Annotated in this window: 19 protein-coding genes and 1 tRNA gene; 2 read left to right on the top strand and 18 right to left on the bottom strand. The window is 41.7% G+C overall.

Translation table 11 applies throughout. The features are described 5' to 3' along the window. Positions 1 to 27: 27 nt before the first annotated feature. The gene (locus WMO37_RS08635) at positions 28 to 1,161 is read right to left on the bottom strand and encodes a metallophosphoesterase family protein (RefSeq protein WP_349154804.1); all 1,134 of its coding nucleotides are present in this window, start codon (positions 1,159 to 1,161) and stop codon (positions 28 to 30) included. A 161-nt stretch (positions 1,162 to 1,322) separates the two neighbouring features. On the opposite strand from WMO37_RS08635, the gene WMO37_RS08630 reads away from it, so the two are divergent. Then, entirely contained in the window at positions 1,323 to 1,484 is a 162-nt protein-coding gene (locus WMO37_RS08630) for a hypothetical protein (protein ID WP_022433008.1), read from the top strand. Between the two features lie 69 nt (positions 1,485 to 1,553). Here WMO37_RS08630 and WMO37_RS08625 read toward each other — a convergent pair whose 3' ends face one another. From WMO37_RS08625 to WMO37_RS08575, 11 genes are all read right to left on the bottom strand, one after another. Beyond that, positions 1,554 to 2,207, bottom strand: a complete 654-nt coding sequence (locus WMO37_RS08625; RefSeq protein ID WP_022433009.1) for a potassium channel family protein — start codon at positions 2,205 to 2,207, stop codon at positions 1,554 to 1,556. A 25-nt stretch (positions 2,208 to 2,232) separates the two neighbouring features. Continuing rightward, complete coding sequence (locus WMO37_RS08620) at positions 2,233 to 2,913, bottom strand: HAD family hydrolase (RefSeq protein ID WP_349154803.1); 681 nt, start codon at positions 2,911 to 2,913, stop codon at positions 2,233 to 2,235. Beyond that, entirely contained in the window at positions 2,910 to 3,851 is a 942-nt protein-coding gene (locus WMO37_RS08615) for a magnesium transporter CorA family protein (RefSeq protein ID WP_349154802.1), read from the bottom strand. The genes WMO37_RS08620 and WMO37_RS08615 overlap by 4 nt, the downstream gene beginning before the upstream one ends. Positions 3,852 to 4,045: 194 nt before the next feature. Further along, positions 4,046 to 4,573: a shikimate kinase gene (locus WMO37_RS08610; protein WP_349154801.1), complete on the bottom strand. Its 528-nt coding sequence runs from the start codon at positions 4,571 to 4,573 to the stop codon at positions 4,046 to 4,048. A gap of 24 nt (positions 4,574 to 4,597) precedes the next feature. Beyond that, the gene (gene hslO, locus WMO37_RS08605; RefSeq protein WP_227089093.1) at positions 4,598 to 5,476 is read right to left on the bottom strand and encodes an Hsp33 family molecular chaperone HslO; all 879 of its coding nucleotides are present in this window, start codon (positions 5,474 to 5,476) and stop codon (positions 4,598 to 4,600) included. A gap of 205 nt (positions 5,477 to 5,681) precedes the next feature. Then, the gene (locus WMO37_RS08600) at positions 5,682 to 6,452 is read right to left on the bottom strand and encodes a class I SAM-dependent DNA methyltransferase (RefSeq protein ID WP_349154800.1); all 771 of its coding nucleotides are present in this window, start codon (positions 6,450 to 6,452) and stop codon (positions 5,682 to 5,684) included. A gap of 82 nt (positions 6,453 to 6,534) precedes the next feature. Then, the gene (locus WMO37_RS08595) at positions 6,535 to 7,041 is read right to left on the bottom strand and encodes an SEC-C metal-binding domain-containing protein (protein ID WP_022433015.1); all 507 of its coding nucleotides are present in this window, start codon (positions 7,039 to 7,041) and stop codon (positions 6,535 to 6,537) included. A 27-nt stretch (positions 7,042 to 7,068) separates the two neighbouring features. After that, a complete protein-coding gene (locus WMO37_RS08590; protein ID WP_349154799.1) occupies positions 7,069 to 7,854 on the bottom strand; it encodes a flagellar filament capping protein FliD in 786 nt (261 codons plus the stop codon). Between the two features lie 87 nt (positions 7,855 to 7,941). Further along, complete coding sequence (locus tag WMO37_RS08585; protein ID WP_022433017.1) at positions 7,942 to 8,169, bottom strand: phosphopantetheine-binding protein; 228 nt, start codon at positions 8,167 to 8,169, stop codon at positions 7,942 to 7,944. A 108-nt stretch (positions 8,170 to 8,277) separates the two neighbouring features. Further along, entirely contained in the window at positions 8,278 to 9,522 is a 1,245-nt protein-coding gene (locus WMO37_RS08580; RefSeq protein ID WP_349154798.1) for an alanine racemase, read from the bottom strand. Then, a complete protein-coding gene (locus WMO37_RS08575) occupies positions 9,515 to 11,044 on the bottom strand; it encodes an amino acid adenylation domain-containing protein (protein WP_349154797.1) in 1,530 nt (509 codons plus the stop codon). The genes WMO37_RS08580 and WMO37_RS08575 overlap by 8 nt, the downstream gene beginning before the upstream one ends. Before the next feature lie 388 nt (positions 11,045 to 11,432). Between WMO37_RS08575 and WMO37_RS08570 the strand changes: the two genes are divergently transcribed. Continuing rightward, entirely contained in the window at positions 11,433 to 11,639 is a 207-nt protein-coding gene (locus WMO37_RS08570) for a hypothetical protein (protein WP_022433020.1), read from the top strand. Between the two features lie 72 nt (positions 11,640 to 11,711). On the opposite strand, the gene WMO37_RS08565 is transcribed toward WMO37_RS08570, so the two are convergent. The 6 genes from WMO37_RS08565 to sigH all read right to left on the bottom strand — a co-directional run bounded on the left by WMO37_RS08565 (position 11,712) and on the right by sigH (position 17,241). Next, positions 11,712 to 13,007, bottom strand: coding sequence for an adenylosuccinate synthase (locus WMO37_RS08565; RefSeq protein ID WP_022433021.1), 1,296 nt, complete (start codon positions 13,005 to 13,007; stop codon positions 11,712 to 11,714). 221 nt (positions 13,008 to 13,228) lie between these two features. Next, positions 13,229 to 13,300: transfer RNA gene (locus WMO37_RS08560), tRNA-Thr, on the bottom strand. Between the two features lie 116 nt (positions 13,301 to 13,416). Further along, positions 13,417 to 15,147, bottom strand: coding sequence for a methyl-accepting chemotaxis protein (locus WMO37_RS08555; protein WP_349154796.1), 1,731 nt, complete (start codon positions 15,145 to 15,147; stop codon positions 13,417 to 13,419). 48 nt (positions 15,148 to 15,195) lie between these two features. After that, the gene (locus tag WMO37_RS08550; protein ID WP_349154831.1) at positions 15,196 to 15,699 is read right to left on the bottom strand and encodes an extracellular solute-binding protein; all 504 of its coding nucleotides are present in this window, start codon (positions 15,697 to 15,699) and stop codon (positions 15,196 to 15,198) included. Positions 15,700 to 15,773: 74 nt separating this feature from the next. Then, positions 15,774 to 16,448 carry an extracellular solute-binding protein gene (locus WMO37_RS08545; RefSeq protein WP_349154795.1) on the bottom strand — a complete coding sequence of 225 codons (675 nt, stop codon included), beginning with the start codon at positions 16,446 to 16,448 and terminating at the stop codon, positions 15,774 to 15,776. A gap of 181 nt (positions 16,449 to 16,629) precedes the next feature. Next, a complete protein-coding gene (gene sigH, locus WMO37_RS08540) occupies positions 16,630 to 17,241 on the bottom strand; it encodes an RNA polymerase sporulation sigma factor SigH (protein WP_349154794.1) in 612 nt (203 codons plus the stop codon). Positions 17,242 to 17,281: the final 40 nt, after the last annotated feature.

Here is a 17,281-nt window from a genome sequence, read left to right as displayed (position 1 = left end):
CCGGAGGAATTAAGAACCGAATTTATTTCAGTTCTGCGACAGCGCTGCTTTTACACATGCCAGTATCTCCTGCTTCATATCCTCTGTTTCATCACTGTCCATGATATATTTTTCCAAATACGCCTCAAATCCGCTCTCTTCCCGCACACTGGCGGTTTCATCTTTAAGCCGCACCAGGTAATACTCCTGTTCCAGATATTTTTTGATATAATCCATATCATATGCCGCCTGTGACTGCTTTGCACCGGTAAGAACCACCCGTATCATATCCTGGCTGTCTGCCGGCTCTGTCTGTTCTTCCAATGCCCTCTTTGCAATCTGCGTTTTTACCGTTTCATATAACTGCGGTGTCGTCACAATATCCGTACAGTCCACTGTGATTCCCCACGCCTTTCTTTTGGCAAAAGGCACAAAACGAGCTGCTATCTTACGCGCCGTGCCACATTCCGGGCTTTCTGCCGCGATGTTTTCTGTGCCGCTTCCGGCACTGCCGCTTACTGCCGCTGCGGTATCCAGCAGGACAAATCCCTTTTCCCCACATTCATCAAAACCACGTGCCTCCAGACAGCCACTGTAACAGTATACCCCGCGACTGTCAATGCTTCCCTTTTTATATTTGTGGATATGCCCCAGTGCCAAATAATCTATATTTCTCCCGGCAAAACTGCCGAACCGGTCAATCTGTCCGTGCATCATGACAATATTGGTATCTTCCGGTTTTAAATGCAGATTTGACGGCAGTTTTAAACTGTTTAAGCCTGTAATCACCACATTTCCGTAACGGTATGCCTTTCCTGCTCCCGGAAACAATTTAAGATTCTTTGGCAGTGAATTCCCATTCACGGTCATATTGAAACCACTGTCTGGGGCTGTGTTAAAAAGCTGTTCCCCATCATGGTTGCCGGAAAGCACTAAAAAATCCACCTGCGGATGTGCCGCCACTGCTTCGAGTATCCTTTTTCTCACGGCTTCCCGCCCGTTTTCACTGTCAAATAAATCTCCTGCTACAAGGACTGCACGCACCTTCTCCCGCTGTGCATAGTCCATCATTTTTATAAATGTTTCAAGCAGCTCATCGTTGCGCCGCCGTGCTTCCTGCCTTGTAAGACTGGTAGCGAGCGCCGAGTCCAGATGAATGTCTGCACAATGAATCAGCTTCATTTTTCTTACGTTTACCTTTCTATTTTTTCACAAATAATCCTTTAGTACCATTTGCATTTTGTGACTTTCATTTTGTTTTCTAATATGCTAAACTTCTAGATGTTGTTAAGTCCGGAATCACAGCAGCTACATTAATTTACTTTGAGGAGGTTTTTACCCTGATGGAACGTGTAAAGTATAACAAAGTAGAGGTCTGTCATGGTGACAGTCAGAAAAAATTTCCAGTATATGAAATTTATCTTGACGGTGTCATTGTAACAAAAGTTTCTTCCGAGTCTGATGCTTTAGAGATGGTATCCCGCTGGCAGGAAATTTATAAATAATTGACGTGTGCCGCAAGGTGTACTAAAAAGCTGTCTGAGAATGTTGATGGGCATTCCCAGACAGCTTTTTTAATGAATTTCTTTCACTATTTTATCAATACATTCTTTTTTGCCAAGCGCTTTAATGTGATCTCCTTTTTGAAATTCATATTCGGCAGACGGCATAATAAGTGTTTCCCCGCCGGACACTATCGCAATAATATTAACATTATATTCTGCCCTGACATTTACTTCACGGATTGTCTTTCCTGCCCAGCTTTCAATAATCGGTATTTCATAAATGGAATACTCATCGGTCATTTTGATATAATCAAATACATGATTTGCGCTGCATTTTTCAGCAAGATTATATGCCACGTCACGTGCCGGATACAGTACCTCGTCCGCACCGTTTTTCAACAGGAACTTCGCCTGAATATCGCGGCTTGCCATACTGATAACATGTCTGCCGCCCAGCTCTTTTACAAGATTTGTCACTTCCAGACTATTCTGGAAATCTTCTGCAATACAGACAATAATCACGTCGAAATTACGGATTCCAAGGCTTTTTAAAACTTCAACATTGGTACAGTCCCCCACCCTGGCACTGTTTACTTTTGTAAACATATCCCGGATATGGTCTTCATTGGAATCTATAATCATAACTTCATTATCCAGCTCCAAAAGCTTATTTACCAGATGATGTCCAAACTTTCCTACTCCAATCACTAATATTGATTTCATCTTCTTCTCCACTACCTGTTTCACTTTATACTATTTTTTCAAGAATCTGCTGAGGAGTATCTGCAATTCCCCATGCTCCCAGCTTTTCCAATGCTATACGTTCCCTGAAACCCCAGCTGACCAGAATACACGGCAGCCCCGCATTATCTGCGGTCTGCTTATCCACTTCGGAATCCCCGATATAAACGGTTGTTTCCTTTTGCGCGCCAAGCTGTTTCATCGCTTCATACACCGTATCCGGTGCAGGCTTTTTTCTTGTGGTATCACTCTGTCCGATTGCTGCCGGTATCACATCTTTAAAAAAGGTATCCCTTAATTCCACAACCGCGTTGTGATTCTTATTGGATACAATGCCGACTGCAATCCCCTGCGCCTTTAACGTATTAAGCATGGTTAAAATTCCGTCATACGGTCTTGTCTTAACACAGCAATGCTTCTGATAATATGCACAGAATGATTCATAAACTCCTTCGTACTGTGGATTCTCTGCCCCCTGCGGAATTGCACGCTCAATCAGCTTTCTGATACCGTTTCCAACATAACTTTTTATTGTTTCAACCGGATATACCGGATAGCCATACTGCGTACAGACTGCATTGACACTATCCGTTAAATCTTCAATCGTATTTAACAGTGTACCGTCCAAATCGAAAATAACCGTCTGAATCTTCTTTTTTGCCGTTTCCTGTTCTAATTCCTGACTCATAACATTTTCTTCCTTTTTAAAATCCACAACGCCGCTACACAGATAAGCAGTATCAGCACGCAGATAATGCCAAACCCATACGGTGACGATGCCAGAGGCATACCGATACCCGATACATTCATTCCGTAAATGCCGGAAATAATTGTCGGTATCGCCATGACAATCGTAATCGACGTCAGATATTTCATAACATTATTCAGCCTGTTATCAACCACTGATGATAACAGTTCCCTTGTACCATCAATAATATCCCTGTAAATAGCGGTCATCTCTATCGCCTGCTGGTACTCGACCATAACATCTTCGAGCAGTTCCATATCTTCCGGGTACTGTTCCAGTCTTTTGTACCGGCGCAGACGTTCCAGTACGATACTGTTTGAACGCAGGGACGTTGCAAAGTATACCAGTGTGGATTCCAGTTCATGCAGTTCAATGATATCAACATCCTGTGTATCGCCGTCAATGCGTTCTTCTATTTCAATACGTTTCTTATCAATTCCACGCAGATACGCCTGATACAGCGCTGCTGAGCGCAGCAGCAGCTGATAAATAAAACGCATCTTTTTCTTAGTACTGAACTCCCGTACTTTGTTACGGATAAAATACTGTAACACCGGTGTATCCTCTTTGCAGATTGTAATAATCGCATTCTGCTTAATCAGGATACCGAGTGGAATTGTTGTATACATTTTCTTTTCATGGCGGACTTCCGGGGACGGAATATCCACTAAAATCAAGGTATAGCCGTCTTCCAGACTGATACGTGAACTTTCTTCCTCATCCAATGCAGTCGCAAGGTCACTGACTTCAATATCATATGCTTCCGAAACTTTATTCAATTCCTGTACACTCGGATCAACCATCTGTACCCATGCGCCGTCTTCAAATGCATCAATTGTGCGGATAACCGACTGCTCTGTCTTAAAAATATTGATCATCGGATGTCTCCTTCCCTGCTACTCACGTATTCCGCAGGCATTTTAATGCCGGAGGAACCGCGAGCCTGATTTTATCAGGCTCTGCGATAAAAAGCGACTTTGTGACGCCTGCGGCACAAATGCTGTGTGAAAAAGCTTTGATTTAAGGCTTTTTCACACTACTCACGTATGTCCCTGACTATGATACCATATTTTTATTCTTTTGTAACGTAGTTTTCAGCAAAATACGCGTTGATTTTCGCATAAACATCTTCTACAGAATAACGAAGCATTTCATTTGCACAGGTCACGGTAATGTCCGCATACTGCTCATACAATGCCTTTCTATCTTCAAAAATCTCTGCAATAGTTGCCTTGCCGTTTGAAACCACACCGCGTTCTTTTAAGCTGCCAAGACGTTTTTTTAATTCTTCTTCCGGCACTTTTAAGTATACAACTACACCGGTCTTTTTAAAATGTTCCATGGCTTCCCTGCCGTACACCACGCTGCCGCCGGTTGCAATGACTGTATGTTCCGCTTTAATTTCTTTATTCACATCATTTTCAATCTGAATAAATCCTGCATCTGAGTGTTCATCAATCAACTGTTCCAAGGTCTTTGCGTACTTTTGCTGAATTACAATATCTGAATCGATAAATTGGTATCCCATCTTTTTTGCCAGCACAACCCCAATGGTACTTTTACCGCTTCCGGGCATTCCTATCAAAATAATATTCTTCAAGTTTCTCCTCATTTCTATTACTTTTTATCTGCGCACCGCTTCTAACATCTGCTTTAATTCTTCCACTGTAAAGGTATAGTGGCTGTTGCAGAAATGACAGTTGACTTCAATCGGCTTGTCATCATCAATCATTTTCTGTAATTCTTCTGCACCGATACTCATAACTGCTTTACTGACTCTGTCTTTTGAACAGTTACAGTAAAATTCCGTCGGTACAGTATCTAAAATTTCAAGGTTCATATCCCCTAAAATGTGATTTAAAATTTCTTCCGGTGTCATGCCCTGCTCTAACATTTCCGTAACGGAAGTAATTTCCTTAATACGCTGCTCGAGCTTGTCAATGAGTTCTTCGGTTGCATCCGGCATCAGCTGGATAATAAATCCGCCTGCTTCATGCACAGTGTTGTCCTTATTCATCAGCACACCCAGTCCGACAGAAGATGGCACCTGTTCACTCGTTGCAAAATAGTATGTTAAATCATCTGCAATTTCACTGGTAATTAAAATTGTATCACCGACATACGGCTCTTTTAAACCGATGTCTTTAATAACACTTAACACACCGATTCCAACTGCTCCTGCTACATCTAACTTACCGTCCTTTAACGGAAGCATGACCTCAGGATTTGCCACAAATCCTTTCACCCTGCCCTTTGCATCGGCAGTCACGGTCATCTGTCCGATAGGGCCGTTACCCTTAATCTGAATGGTAAGCACGTCCGCATCACTTTTCATCATTGTTCCCATCATTGCACCGCCTGTCATCAGTCTGCCCAGTGCCGTTGTCGCAATCGGACTCATATTGTGACGGGTACGCGCTTCTTCTACCATATTTTTTGTCGTTGCAGCAAAAGCACGAATCTGTCCGTCTGCCGCAATCGCTCTTACAATATAATCTTTCATTATAATCCTCATTTCTGAGCGACTTTGTCGCGAAGTTGCGATGAGAAATTCGCGCAGGCGATTTCTCATCTGCAATCATGGCTATTTGTTTTCGCTCAGAAACAAATAGCCGTGTGAAAAATAAGCGCATCAGCGTTATTTTTCACACTATTCTCCTCTTATTATTAACTTTTTGATGTTGAGGCAAAAGCCCCAACTAAGCCGCCTACGGATTGCTCCGTGCTGCGCACCGGCGTCTTAATATGTAGTATAACCTCTCACTGTCTTCCTTCGGTGCATCGGTTGTAAATGCATCATAGACGGCTTCAACTTCCAAGCCTGCCGTTTCTGCCGCTTCCAGTACTTCTTCCATATAAAATCCATGCTGGAAATGATTTTCCTCGTAACGGATAAAGCTTTCATCTTCATTTTTGATAAACACCGCAAGGTCATATTCGTTATTGCGTGTTTCCTCATCATAGTAGTTATCCCAGATAAAGGCAGAATCGTCACGGTTTTCCGCATACGTATTTTCCGCAAGGACATCCCTGAAAAAATGAATCGTCTTTAAATCAAAGATAAATACACCACCCGGCTTTAAGCCTTTTTTTACGCACTCAAAAACCGATGTAATATCCTCTTTGCTGGTAATATAATTCATGGAATCCGCAATGCTCACCATGGCATCAACCTCATACGGCAGTTCAAAATCGCGCATATCCTGTAAACTATAGACGATTTCCTGTCCGCTCTCATAGAGTTTTTCTGCGGCAATCGTAAGCATATCCGGCGCATTGTCAATACCGACACAACTGTATCCCGCCTTATCTAAAAGCTGTGTCACCGTACCCGTTCCGCAGCCTAAATCAGCAATTTCCATATCCGGTGTAACGCCCTGTTCCTTTAACCGCTCCACTAAATATTCACACCATTCCTCATAAGGAATATTATCCATATATTCATCATAAACATACGCAAATCCTGTATATGCCTGCATTGTATCCCTCCATTTTAAAAATGCGGAACTGATATGCTTTCACACAACAATCCCGCATTCCGCTTTTCTGTATTACCTGCTATTACGCGTTCTTTCCACAGCACTTCTTGTACTTTTTGCCGCTGCCGCAAGGACATGGATCATTTCTTCCGATTTTCTTTGCCTTGACAACTGTTCCTGAAAGCTTCTGCTTCTTGTAAAGTGCCTTTCTTTCTTCTTCTGAAAGAAGATTGTCCCATGCAGGAAGCTCATATAACCAGTCTGCCTTGCAGCCAACCATGTTATAGTAAAGCTTTTCCTTATCGTAATCAAGACTGACCGCCGTATCTTCTTCCATTGTTTCAATCGGATTCGGATTCTTTAAACTGTCATTGATACCATCAAGGAATCCTGTCATCATTAATACTTCTACACCAAACTTATCAGCCAGTTCTTTTACTGTGCCGGATACCGGTGCATCCGGTGTTGCAAGAATCTGCTCATAAATTGCCTTTTCCTGTACAAAATAACTGTTCCAGAATTCCGTCGCCTGATTCTGATTCATCTCTGTTTCATATGCTAACTTACGCCATGTTTCAAGTAATGCCATGCTTATCTTTTTCCTGCCTCTCGTGTATTATAAGTATTTGTTATAGGTTGCACTGGTTACATAAGAATATGAACCCGTGCTTGAATATGTTGTCGCTGAATCCAGCTTTGCAATCTGCGAAACAGCAGACGAGTAAAGCGATGAAGCACTTCTTGATACAGTCTGTCCAAAAGAACTGCTTCCTGTAAATGTAGATTTTACAACTGCCATATCTGACTGTTTGAACTTTTCTGCATCTACAGACAGCTTATTGTCACTTCCGATTGTAATGCCTATACTCTTCAACAATGACTGATTTGCCTTTGTATAGCTTACCATGGAAGATGCATTTCTTAATACGCTGTTATCGTCAGACTTACCCGTCTTTTCTACCAGCGAATTATAATTGGAAACAAAGTCTGATACAGCTTTATAAATCGCATCGGTATCATATTCCTTTGTGGTATTGCCTTCTTTATCCGTTACACTCTTTTTCTCCCAGAGTGCCGTCTTCTTTAAATCAGATACGGAATCCACCACATCGGCCGCTTTATCACGGACTGCTGCGCCGTTTAACTTCTGTGATGCCGTATCCGCCGTTGTGTCTTTCTTATTGGTCCTATCCGCCGTTGTGCCGTCATTGTCCTCTTTTTCATAATAAGACTTTAACAGCTTGTGATAAGAGCCATTCCGGATTGATGACAATGTGGATAAATCAATCCCTGAAAATGCGTAACCCTGACTGCCAAAAATACTGTTGCTTTTTCTGGTCGTTGAACCGGATGAAAGCAGCATATTAATGGACTCTGAATTATAAAATGAAATAGATGACATACAAACCACCTTCCTTAAAAATACCCTTGGACTGCTCCTATATCAATATTATAACACACATTTTCAAGATATCAAATAAAATTAATCTTAAAGATCCTGAAGTCTCTGAATCATATCCCACATTGCTTCTGCAGAATTGAAATTTTCCGGAACAATATCTGCCGGTGTGATATCGATATCAAATGTATCGTTTAATTCACCAACAATAGATACAATATCAAAAGAATCTAAAATCCCGTCATCAATAAGTGTATCACATGTTTCAAAATCTACATCTGCATTAACCTCTGTTAAAATTTCCATTAACTGATCCATCTGTAAAACCTAACCTTTCTGTTTTCAAATTCATTCCTTTTTTTACAGACCTGCTGTCTGTATCGAATTTAAAATACAACACATCACTATGTTCGTCAAGTACCTTTTTTATTTCCGTACCAGGCTCATCCGTGAATTTATTGTGTCCGATGCCATGACATCTCTGTATACAACGGCTTTTTCCTTTTTTGAGTACGCCACAATCTTTGGCATTCTTCTGCTTAAAAACAGGTAAATTCCCTCTGTCACAGAATATGCACCGATATTATAGAATAGTATCAGATCCCCGATTTCAGGCTTTACTACCGGCAGATTTTTTACAATGACATCACCGACCGTACACAGTGAGCCGCAGATTGTCCATTTCTCGGTTGCTCCGGCTTGTGCAAGCTTCCTGCGTGCTGCCATGTCAAAGCCTGCCGTTATGCTGCCGTCTGCCTTTACATAAGTATATGCCGGAATCTTCATTGCCATAGTCTGACCATAGTAATTAATATGGTTGATTCCGCCATCAATAATACAGTAATTCTGCTCTTTATTCGTCTTTAAATCCACTACCGATGAAACAAACACACCACAGGAAGCTGCGATAAAACGTCCCATTTCAAGCGTAATTTCATATTTGCCGCGGATTGGTGCAAGAAGCGCCGCGAATTCCTTTAATTCGTCAAATCCGTCATTTAATGCTTCTTCTCCGAAGTAAGAAACTAAAAGCCCCGGTCCGTATTCGAATTCCTTTGCCATCCAGCCGTACTTTTCTTTCAGGCTGTCGCACAATCCGTCTAAATGTGTCAGTTCTTCTTCAATCTGTTTCATCTTTTTCTTCTGCGTGCCTGTATAACACTGGATACCGTAAAAGTCAATATTCGGGTACTGTGTGCGGTTTGCAATAATATCTTCCAGTTCTGATTCGTCAACACCGAACTGGTTGCCGCTTGTCACGCGGATCAGTGCGCGGATTGTCAGATTCGTTTCTTTTGCGCATGCCTGAAGCAGTTCTAACTGGGTACGGGATTCGATTGTATACACACCCACGCCGCCGCAGTCCTTCATCACATGAAGAATATCTGCTTTTTCTTTATTGACACCCGAAAGTACAATATCAGCCATTGCGACCTGCTCTCTTTCACAGATTGCAAATTCTCCGGGTGAACAGACTTCAAACTTGTGAACTGCCTGCTTCATGCTGTCTACCAGAAACGGATTGGCTTTCATCGCATAACAAAGCCGGATGTCTTCTCCTAAAATTTCTTTCATTGCCTGTACTCTGGACTGTAATTCGTCCAAATCAAAAAGATACATCGGCGTGGCATGTTCCTTTGCCAGTTCTACAATTTTAGCAATCTCAAGCATTTTTTCTTCCCTCCATCAAGGCATTTCTGTCAATCTTACCGTTTTTTGTAACCGGCATGGATGCCACCTGAACAAATTCCTGCGGAATCATAAACTTTGGAAGCTTTTTCATCAGCTCATGGGTAATCGTCTTCTTATCCGGTGTTCCTTCATAGAATCCGATAATCTTATTGTTGTCTTTGTCAAAGATACAGCAGGCACGCACGCAGCCTTCCACCGCGTTGATTGCCATATCAATTTCACCCAGCTCAATGCGGTGTCCCATATGCTTAATCTGAAAATCCTTGCGTGATGAAAAATAAAGCTCGCCCGCCTTGCTGTAATAGCCCAAATCACCTGTACGGTAAATAATTTCGTTGTATTTGTCATTTAACGGATTCTGTACAAATGCCTGATCCGTCTTTTCCCTGTTATTATAATATCCAAGTGTCACCGCCGTACCCGATACACAAATTTCACCGGTTGTATCCGGCATATCCGGCGTAATCAGATTGTCATTGTCATCTAATAAAAAGACGCGTTCATTCGGAAACGCTTTTCCCATTGGCAGTGTTTCATCGAGTGCAAACTCACGGTCTACGATGTAATAGGTGCAGTTACAGGTAATTTCTGTCGGACCGTACACATTGACAAACATGGCTTCCGGATACGTTTCCCGCCAGATATTTAAGTGCTTCACCGGCATAACCTCTCCGGAGAAAATAACTTTGTTAATGCACCCCGGTCTTTTATAGTCAAAGCCTTTTAAGGTCGTTACAATACAGAGTGCCGATACCGCCCAAATCAGGGTTGTCACCTTTCTGTCGTCCAGATAATCCATCAGCGGCATCGGAAATGAAAACAGCTTCTTTGGAATAATCTGCATCGTTGCACCGGTCTTTAAGGTTGAATAAATATCCTTTACCGATACGTCAAAGTCAAACGGCGCCTGATTGCCGATGACATCATTTTCCGTAATGTGGAACGTATCTGTAAAGCAGTCAATAAAGTCAATAACTGAACGGTGGTTTACAATAACCCCCTTTGGCACACCAGTTGAGCCGGAAGTAAAAATCGAATACAGTGGATCAATATCCAGCGCATTTTCACGGATGATATCAAGCTGCTTCATTTCTTTTTCGTCTGGTGTATGTTCCAGTAATTCTTCAATCTTTAATACTTTACCGGAAAATCCTAACTTTTCCTGCTTCTTTGCAGACTTTTCATCTATAATCATAATTTCTGCACCCAGTGTTGCAAGAATCATCTGGATACGTTCTACAGGCTGTGTGGGGTCTAACAGGCAGTAAAAGCAGCCTGCCTTTGCCGCTCCCATAAATGCTGCCAATGCATTACAGCTCTTTTCCATGTAAACCGGAACTGCGGTACGCACCGGTGTTTCCTTTTGCAGTACCGCACCCACTCTCTGCGCATTGTCCAGCAGTTCCTGATAGGTAAAGGCATTATGTTCATCTGCCACCGCTGTTTTATCCGGCGATTTTGCCGCAGACTGCTCCAGATACTCTAAAACATTTTTTATCATAATAATCTCCATTTCTGAGCGACTTGTCGCGAAGATGCGATGAGAAATTCGCGTAGGCGATTTCTCATCTGCAATCATGGCTATTTGTTTTCGCTCAGAAACAAATAGCAGTGTGAAAAATAAGCGCATCAGCGTTATTTTTCACACTATTCTCTATTCCGCAGGCATTTTAATGCCGGAGGAATCGCGAGCCAAATCTTATTTGGCTCTGCGATAAAAAGCGACTTTGTGGCGCCTGCGGCACAAAGTGCTGTGTGAAAAATATGCTTAATAGCATATTTTCACACTAATCTCCATTCCACCATTTCATATTCTGAATGACTTCTTTTTTTCTCTTTCACTTTATGTTACACTAAATAAATCATAATTACCTAGAAAGGATGATACAATGAAAAAAATCAAACGCATTGCCGCACTCACTGCTGTCATTGCATGGGGGCTTTTACTGCTTGTAACACTGATTACAGCTTTTATCAATACAGATTCTGCCCGTACACTGTTTAACGGTCTGATTTTTACGGATATTATCTTTCCAATCGTGATTTATGCCATGATGCTCGTATACCGTATTCTCTCCCACAAATCCGACGATTAAAAGGATACGGCTGTCACACGGTTGAAATATTTTCATATTTCTTCATGTGACAGCCCCTTTTTGCAATTTATTTTACTTTGAATAACTGCTTACTCTGTGAATAATTTCATGTCTTCCCGGTCCGTTTGATACCATTGTAATCGGTGCTTCAATTTCCTGTTCAATGGCTTCGATATAATTTCTACATGCTTCCGGAAGGTCTTCATACTTTGTAATACCTCTGATGTCTGACTTCCAGCCAGGGAATGTCTTTAATACCGGCTTTGCTTTTTCAAGCTGTGCAGTTGTCGGGAAATCCTTTGTCACCTTACCGTCAATTTCATATCCGACACACATCGGGATTTCATCTAAATAACCTAATACATCAATAACAGTCAATGCAACTTCTGTTGTTCCCTGCATTCTGACACCATAACGTGTTGCAACGGCATCAAACCATCCCATACGTCTTGGTCGTCCTGTTGTCGCACCGAATTCACCGCCATCACCGCCGCGCTTTCTTAATTCGTCCGCTTCTTCTCCGAAGATTTCACTGACAAATGCACCGGCACCGACTGCTGATGAATAAGCCTTAACAACCGTTACAACATCCTGAATGGAGCTTGCCGGAATACCTGCGCCGATTGCGCCGTAAGGTGCTAATGTGGAAGAAGATGTAACCATCGGGTAAATACCGTGGTCAGGGTCTTTTAAAGAACCAAGCTGTCCTTCCAATAAAACCTTCTTGCCTTCCTTTAATGCCTGATGCAGATATGCGGAAGTGTCTGTTACATACGGCTTAATCATTTCTTTATATTCCATTAATGTATTGTAAATATCTTCCGCGTTAAGTAACGGCTTATGATAAAGATGCTCTAACATCACATTTTTTAAAGTTACGACATTTTCAATTTTTTCCATCAGCTTGTCTTTTTCTTCAAAAAGCTCGCTCACCTGAAAACCGATTTTCGCGTATTTATCTGAATAGAATGGTGCAATACCGGATTTTGTAGAACCGAAAGACTTTCCTGCAAGTCTTGCTTCTTCATAGGTATCAAAATCCACATGGTATGGCATAAGAATCTGTGCTCTGTCTGACACTAAAATCTTAGGCATCGGAACATTTCTGTCTGTAAGACTTTTTAATTCGTTTACCAGATAAGGTATATTTAAAGCAACACCGTTGCCGATAATACTTGTTGTATGATTATAGAAAACACCTGATGGCAGCAAATGCAGTGCAAACTTACCATAATCGTTAATAATTGTATGTCCTGCGTTGCTTCCTCCCTGGAATCTTACGATAATATCTGACTCCTCAGCAAGCATATCTGTAATCTTACCCTTACCTTCGTCACCCCAGTTCGCGCCAACAATAGCTTTTACCATAGTTTCCTCCATTCCGCTGATTCTTACCAGCCTGCATAAAACGTATTCATCGTGCCTGTAGGAAAATTTTTGTTTTCCCAAAAACCACACGTTGTTATAATACCACATCTATAGGAGTACAGGCAACGGTTATTTCATATAAAATACAAAAATAATATACAAAAAGACATTGAACAGACTACTTTGTAAAATCCGCTCAATGTCTTTCTTTCTTTTTATAAAGCTGTTGAGGGGAGTCGGACCCCCGACCTCTTCATTACCAATGAAGTGCTCTGCCACTGAGCTACAACAGCCTGCGTTCTACGCAAGAACTATAATATTATACCTCACTTTATTTGTCAAGTCAACTTTTTATTTTCTCTGCGATAAAACTTCCTGTAGAAGACTATTACCGCAGAGAACACTCTTTTTAGAAGTTTGCAAAGACATGTGTACTTTTCTGCAATGTCTGTGCAATTACTTTATTTTCATTCATTTTGTCACTGATATTTACGATATCTTCAACCAGATTCTGCGTGCTTTTTGCAGCTCCATTAATTCCTTCTGCGCCTTCGTCCACTGCTGTTGTAATGGCACTGATAGACAATGCAATTTCATCGATATTTTTCTTTAACATATCTGTCTTTGCCGTAAATTCCTGCATTGCATTTTCAATGTAGGATGCATTATCCCTATATTTTACACCGCTTTCTACAAATGCTTCGAATTCCGGTAATATGGCATTTTGTATATAACCCACAAGCTCATTGGCATTATCCGAAAGATTATTGACAGCTGCTACAACAACGGAATTTATCTGCTGGATTCTGTTTGCCGTTTCACGGCTTGAATCCGCCAGACCGCGGATTTCATCCGCTACAACTGCAAAACCTTTTCCTGCCTCGCCGGCTCTCGCTGCTTCAATGCTCGCATTTAATGCAAGCAGGTTGGTCTGGCTTGATATATTTAAAATTTCATCCGTCAGGCTGGTTACCTGTCCTACACTGTGGCTGTCTTCAATCGCCTTTCCAAGTCCCTCTAATATAATTCCAATGGTTTCATTGGTTTTATCCATATTATTTCTTGCATCGCTCTCCATCTTATCCGCATTGGCCTTCATCTCTTTTGAGAATTCGTTAATTTCACCGGACTTGTGTGCTATCATCTCAACATCACCGCGTACATTTTCAGTATTATTATTAATAACACTGACCGAATGTCCTACATCCTGCATGGTTGCTGACAGCTCTTCTGTCATCGCCGATAAATCTGTTGCACTGTCATTTGACGTTGCAACACTTTCTCCTACCTCACGTACCACATTCTCCATATGATTCGTGTTCTCGATAATCATCTTTAGTATCTGCTGGAGTTTATCCATAAACAGATTAATACCATTTCCAAGATCAGCAATTTCATCATTTGACAAAACAGCAACTCTCCTGGTCAGATCTCCTTCACCTTTATCAATTCCGCTGATAATGTCCCTAATGTCCTTATTCGTGGCAAGAATCGGTTTAATCACAAAACGTATTACACAGTATAACGCCACCATAAGAAGCGTGACACTAATAGCAATAATTATGCCATTGCTTACCAATGCCCCCAGATAAACATCCGATAGTCTTTCTCGCGCATCAGATGCCGCAGTGTTCGCATGCTCCTTCATGACATTAATTTCATTTTGAATTGCCATGCTGCTTTCACTGACAACTCCATTTGCCAGTGCATAAGCCTCGGTATTTTTCCCAAGTGCGCTGTATGCCATCAGATTACCAAGCTCATACTTCATCGTCTCATAATTGGACACAACCATTTCATAGGAGCTTTCATCCTCCGGCTCTACATATTTTCTGTAATCTTCAAGCTCCTGCTCTAACGTTTCCTGTTCTGTCTGCATTTCTTCAACAATGGAAATCATTGTATTGAGGTCCGTTGCTATAATATGGGACAAACCCAGCTTATGTATAGACTGTGTTTCGTTCTCAATGGCAGAAAGCTCGGAAATGCTGTTCATGCAATCATCTGCAATACGTGAAGCATTCCGATTTACCTTTCTTATATTATTAACTGCCATAACATTTGACAGTACAGATAATATTCCTAATATAAATACCGGCACCAGTATCAGCGCCTTCAGGCTTGTTCTTTTTTTATTCATATAAACCCTCTTTTCTTATGCGTAATCCCAAAACAGCTTTTCCGGTTATTATTTTACCGTTGACGCCGTAATCCCGTCTACAAGCACATCCATAAGCTCCTGTTCCGAAAGACCACCTGTGTTTCCACTAAGAATCGTATCTGCAAACGATTTACAGGCATCCCAGTAGCTATTTCCAACCCTCTGGAGTGTACCATACTTTGACTGGTCAATTACAGCCTGTATTGCTGCTACCTTTTTAACATCCGGTGAAGCAGCTGCATTAATATTTGACGGTCCCTGATTACGCTCTGTAAAACGTATTTTCTGATTTTCTTCATTTGTCATCCAGTCTGCAAGCTTGCATGCCCAGTCTTTATTTTTAGAATAGGCATTGACACCCATCATTTTATATCCCGTAAATGAAGCCATCTGCACTTCTCTTCCGGCACATGTATAAGCTGGCAGTTTACACGCTCCATAGTCAGCTCCCCACGCTTCTTTTGCATTCATAACATCCCATACACCGCTGATACCGGCTATTACTTCTCCCGATTTCATCTTGTCCGCAATTTCCCCATTCGGGCAGCTTAAAAAACCGGCATTTGATGTAATCCTTTTTAACGCCTCTTCTATATCAACACCTCTTATATCACCGGATGTATCATTCCAGTTACAGGCATTTGTAACCCGTCTTCATTCAATGACAGTTTCAGACCCGTATTACCAAAAAAAGAATACAGATACCAGCCCGAATTAAATTCCATCGCCACTTTCTTTCCCGCTGCCTGTGCTACGGAAAGCATTTTATCCAACGACTTTACATCCTCCTCCGTAAAATAGTCCTTATTATAATACATAAAATATCCATTGTCTGCCGTCATTGGATATCCGTATAATTTTCCATTAAGAGTTGCAGCATCCACTGACTCTTTTATATTCTCTGCCGACACTTCTTCTGCATTAGGAACCGGAACCAGCACCCCGCCTGCAACAAGCGATATAAGCTGGTCATCCGGGAACGAAAATACATCTGCCCCGCCGTGGACATCTGTAAGCATCACATCTCTTACCCCTGAATCCGCCTGTGTTTCAAGTGTGATATTAAAATCCGCCTGTCCCTTATACTGTTCTTTAAAACTGTCTATCATCTTTGTAAGCGTTGCTGTATTATCTTTTTCTCCCCATACCGTAAGCTCTACCGTTTCTGTACCTTCTGTTTCCTGTTTCCGGTCGTCTGCACTTTCTGCTGCACCGCACCCTGATAACAGTAGTGATGAGGTCATAAAAAGTGCCATAACCCTTTTCAAACATTTTTTCATAGTAAACTCCATTCTGCAGACATTTCCCTGATTAACAACCTTTAAGACTGAACTGCTGCGATGCCTGCGGCGCAGTCATTCCGTATCACATTGCACTTAATTCCCCTATAAATCCGTCACCGCCATACAATACTTTTTATCTATAAACAGCATACTACTTTTCCTGTCAAACATCAATCACTTAATTTTCTAAGGTCAGACGGGCCGCTTTACTGCGTATCCGTTGCAGGGCATTATCAACTGACTTCGGCGGCTTCTGCATTTTTTTTGCAATTGCTGTATAGTCCATTCCTTCCAGATAATAAGTCAGCACCTGCTGTTCAAAGGTACTCAGTACTTCTTTTAAACGGCTCTTTAAGTCCCAGTTATGCTCTTTGTCTATCAGCAGTTTTTCAGGATTTAGCTCTGTCTGCGACTGCAAAATATCAACAAGACACATATCACTGTCTTCATCACCGCCGGCCGGCATATCATATGAAACATAGGTATTCAGCGGCATATTTTTTTTACGGTTTGATGCCGCCACCGCCGTAATCATCTGACGATTGATGCACATACTTGCAAAGGTCGCAAAAGAAGCCTCCCGGTCTGTATTATAATCCCGGATTGCCTTATATAGCCCAATCATGCCTTCCTGAATCAAATCGTCATTATCACCGCCGGCTAAAAACATGGCTTTTGCTTTTTTACGCACCAGATGTTTATACCGTTCAAATATAAAATCCATTGCATCTGTATCTCCATCGCGGTACCGTACAATCAATTCTTCATCACTGCACTGTTTCAAATCCATGTTTTATTCTCCCCAATACGCTTTATTTTAAGCGTTTTCA

This window comes from Lachnospira intestinalis (assembly GCF_040095895.1).
GTDB classification, from domain to species: Bacteria; Bacillota; Clostridia; order Lachnospirales; family Lachnospiraceae; genus Lachnospira; species Lachnospira intestinalis.
The sequence above is the reverse complement of the archived record's forward strand: the minus strand, read 5'-3'. Positions and strand labels throughout refer to the sequence as shown.

Coding starts and splice junctions, on each gene's coding strand:
- WMO37_RS08635 (WP_349154804.1), bottom strand. CDS start 1,161: ATGAAGCTGATTCATTGTGCAGACATTCATCTGGACTCGGCGCTCGCT.
- WMO37_RS08630 (WP_022433008.1), top strand. CDS start 1,323: ATGGAACGTGTAAAGTATAACAAAGTAGAGGTCTGTCATGGTGACAGT.
- WMO37_RS08625 (WP_022433009.1), bottom strand. CDS start 2,207: ATGAAATCAATATTAGTGATTGGAGTAGGAAAGTTTGGACATCATCTG.
- WMO37_RS08620 (WP_349154803.1), bottom strand. CDS start 2,913: ATGAGTCAGGAATTAGAACAGGAAACGGCAAAAAAGAAGATTCAGACG.
- WMO37_RS08615 (WP_349154802.1), bottom strand. CDS start 3,851: ATGATCAATATTTTTAAGACAGAGCAGTCGGTTATCCGCACAATTGAT.
- hslO (WP_227089093.1), bottom strand. CDS start 5,476: ATGAAAGATTATATTGTAAGAGCGATTGCGGCAGACGGACAGATTCGT.
- WMO37_RS08600 (WP_349154800.1), bottom strand. CDS start 6,452: ATGCAGGCATATACAGGATTTGCGTATGTTTATGATGAATATATGGAT.
- WMO37_RS08595 (WP_022433015.1), bottom strand. CDS start 7,041: ATGGCATTACTTGAAACATGGCGTAAGTTAGCATATGAAACAGAGATG.
- WMO37_RS08590 (WP_349154799.1), bottom strand. CDS start 7,854: ATGTCATCTATTTCATTTTATAATTCAGAGTCCATTAATATGCTGCTT.
- WMO37_RS08585 (WP_022433017.1), bottom strand. CDS start 8,169: ATGGATCAGTTAATGGAAATTTTAACAGAGGTTAATGCAGATGTAGAT.
- WMO37_RS08580 (WP_349154798.1), bottom strand. CDS start 9,522: ATGCTTGAGATTGCTAAAATTGTAGAACTGGCAAAGGAACATGCCACG.
- WMO37_RS08575 (WP_349154797.1), bottom strand. CDS start 11,044: ATGATAAAAAATGTTTTAGAGTATCTGGAGCAGTCTGCGGCAAAATCG.
- WMO37_RS08570 (WP_022433020.1), top strand. CDS start 11,433: ATGAAAAAAATCAAACGCATTGCCGCACTCACTGCTGTCATTGCATGG.
- WMO37_RS08565 (WP_022433021.1), bottom strand. CDS start 13,007: ATGGTAAAAGCTATTGTTGGCGCGAACTGGGGTGACGAAGGTAAGGGT.
- WMO37_RS08555 (WP_349154796.1), bottom strand. CDS start 15,147: ATGAATAAAAAAAGAACAAGCCTGAAGGCGCTGATACTGGTGCCGGTA.
- WMO37_RS08545 (WP_349154795.1), bottom strand. CDS start 16,448: ATGAAAAAATGTTTGAAAAGGGTTATGGCACTTTTTATGACCTCATCA.
- sigH (WP_349154794.1), bottom strand. CDS start 17,241: ATGGATTTGAAACAGTGCAGTGATGAAGAATTGATTGTACGGTACCGC.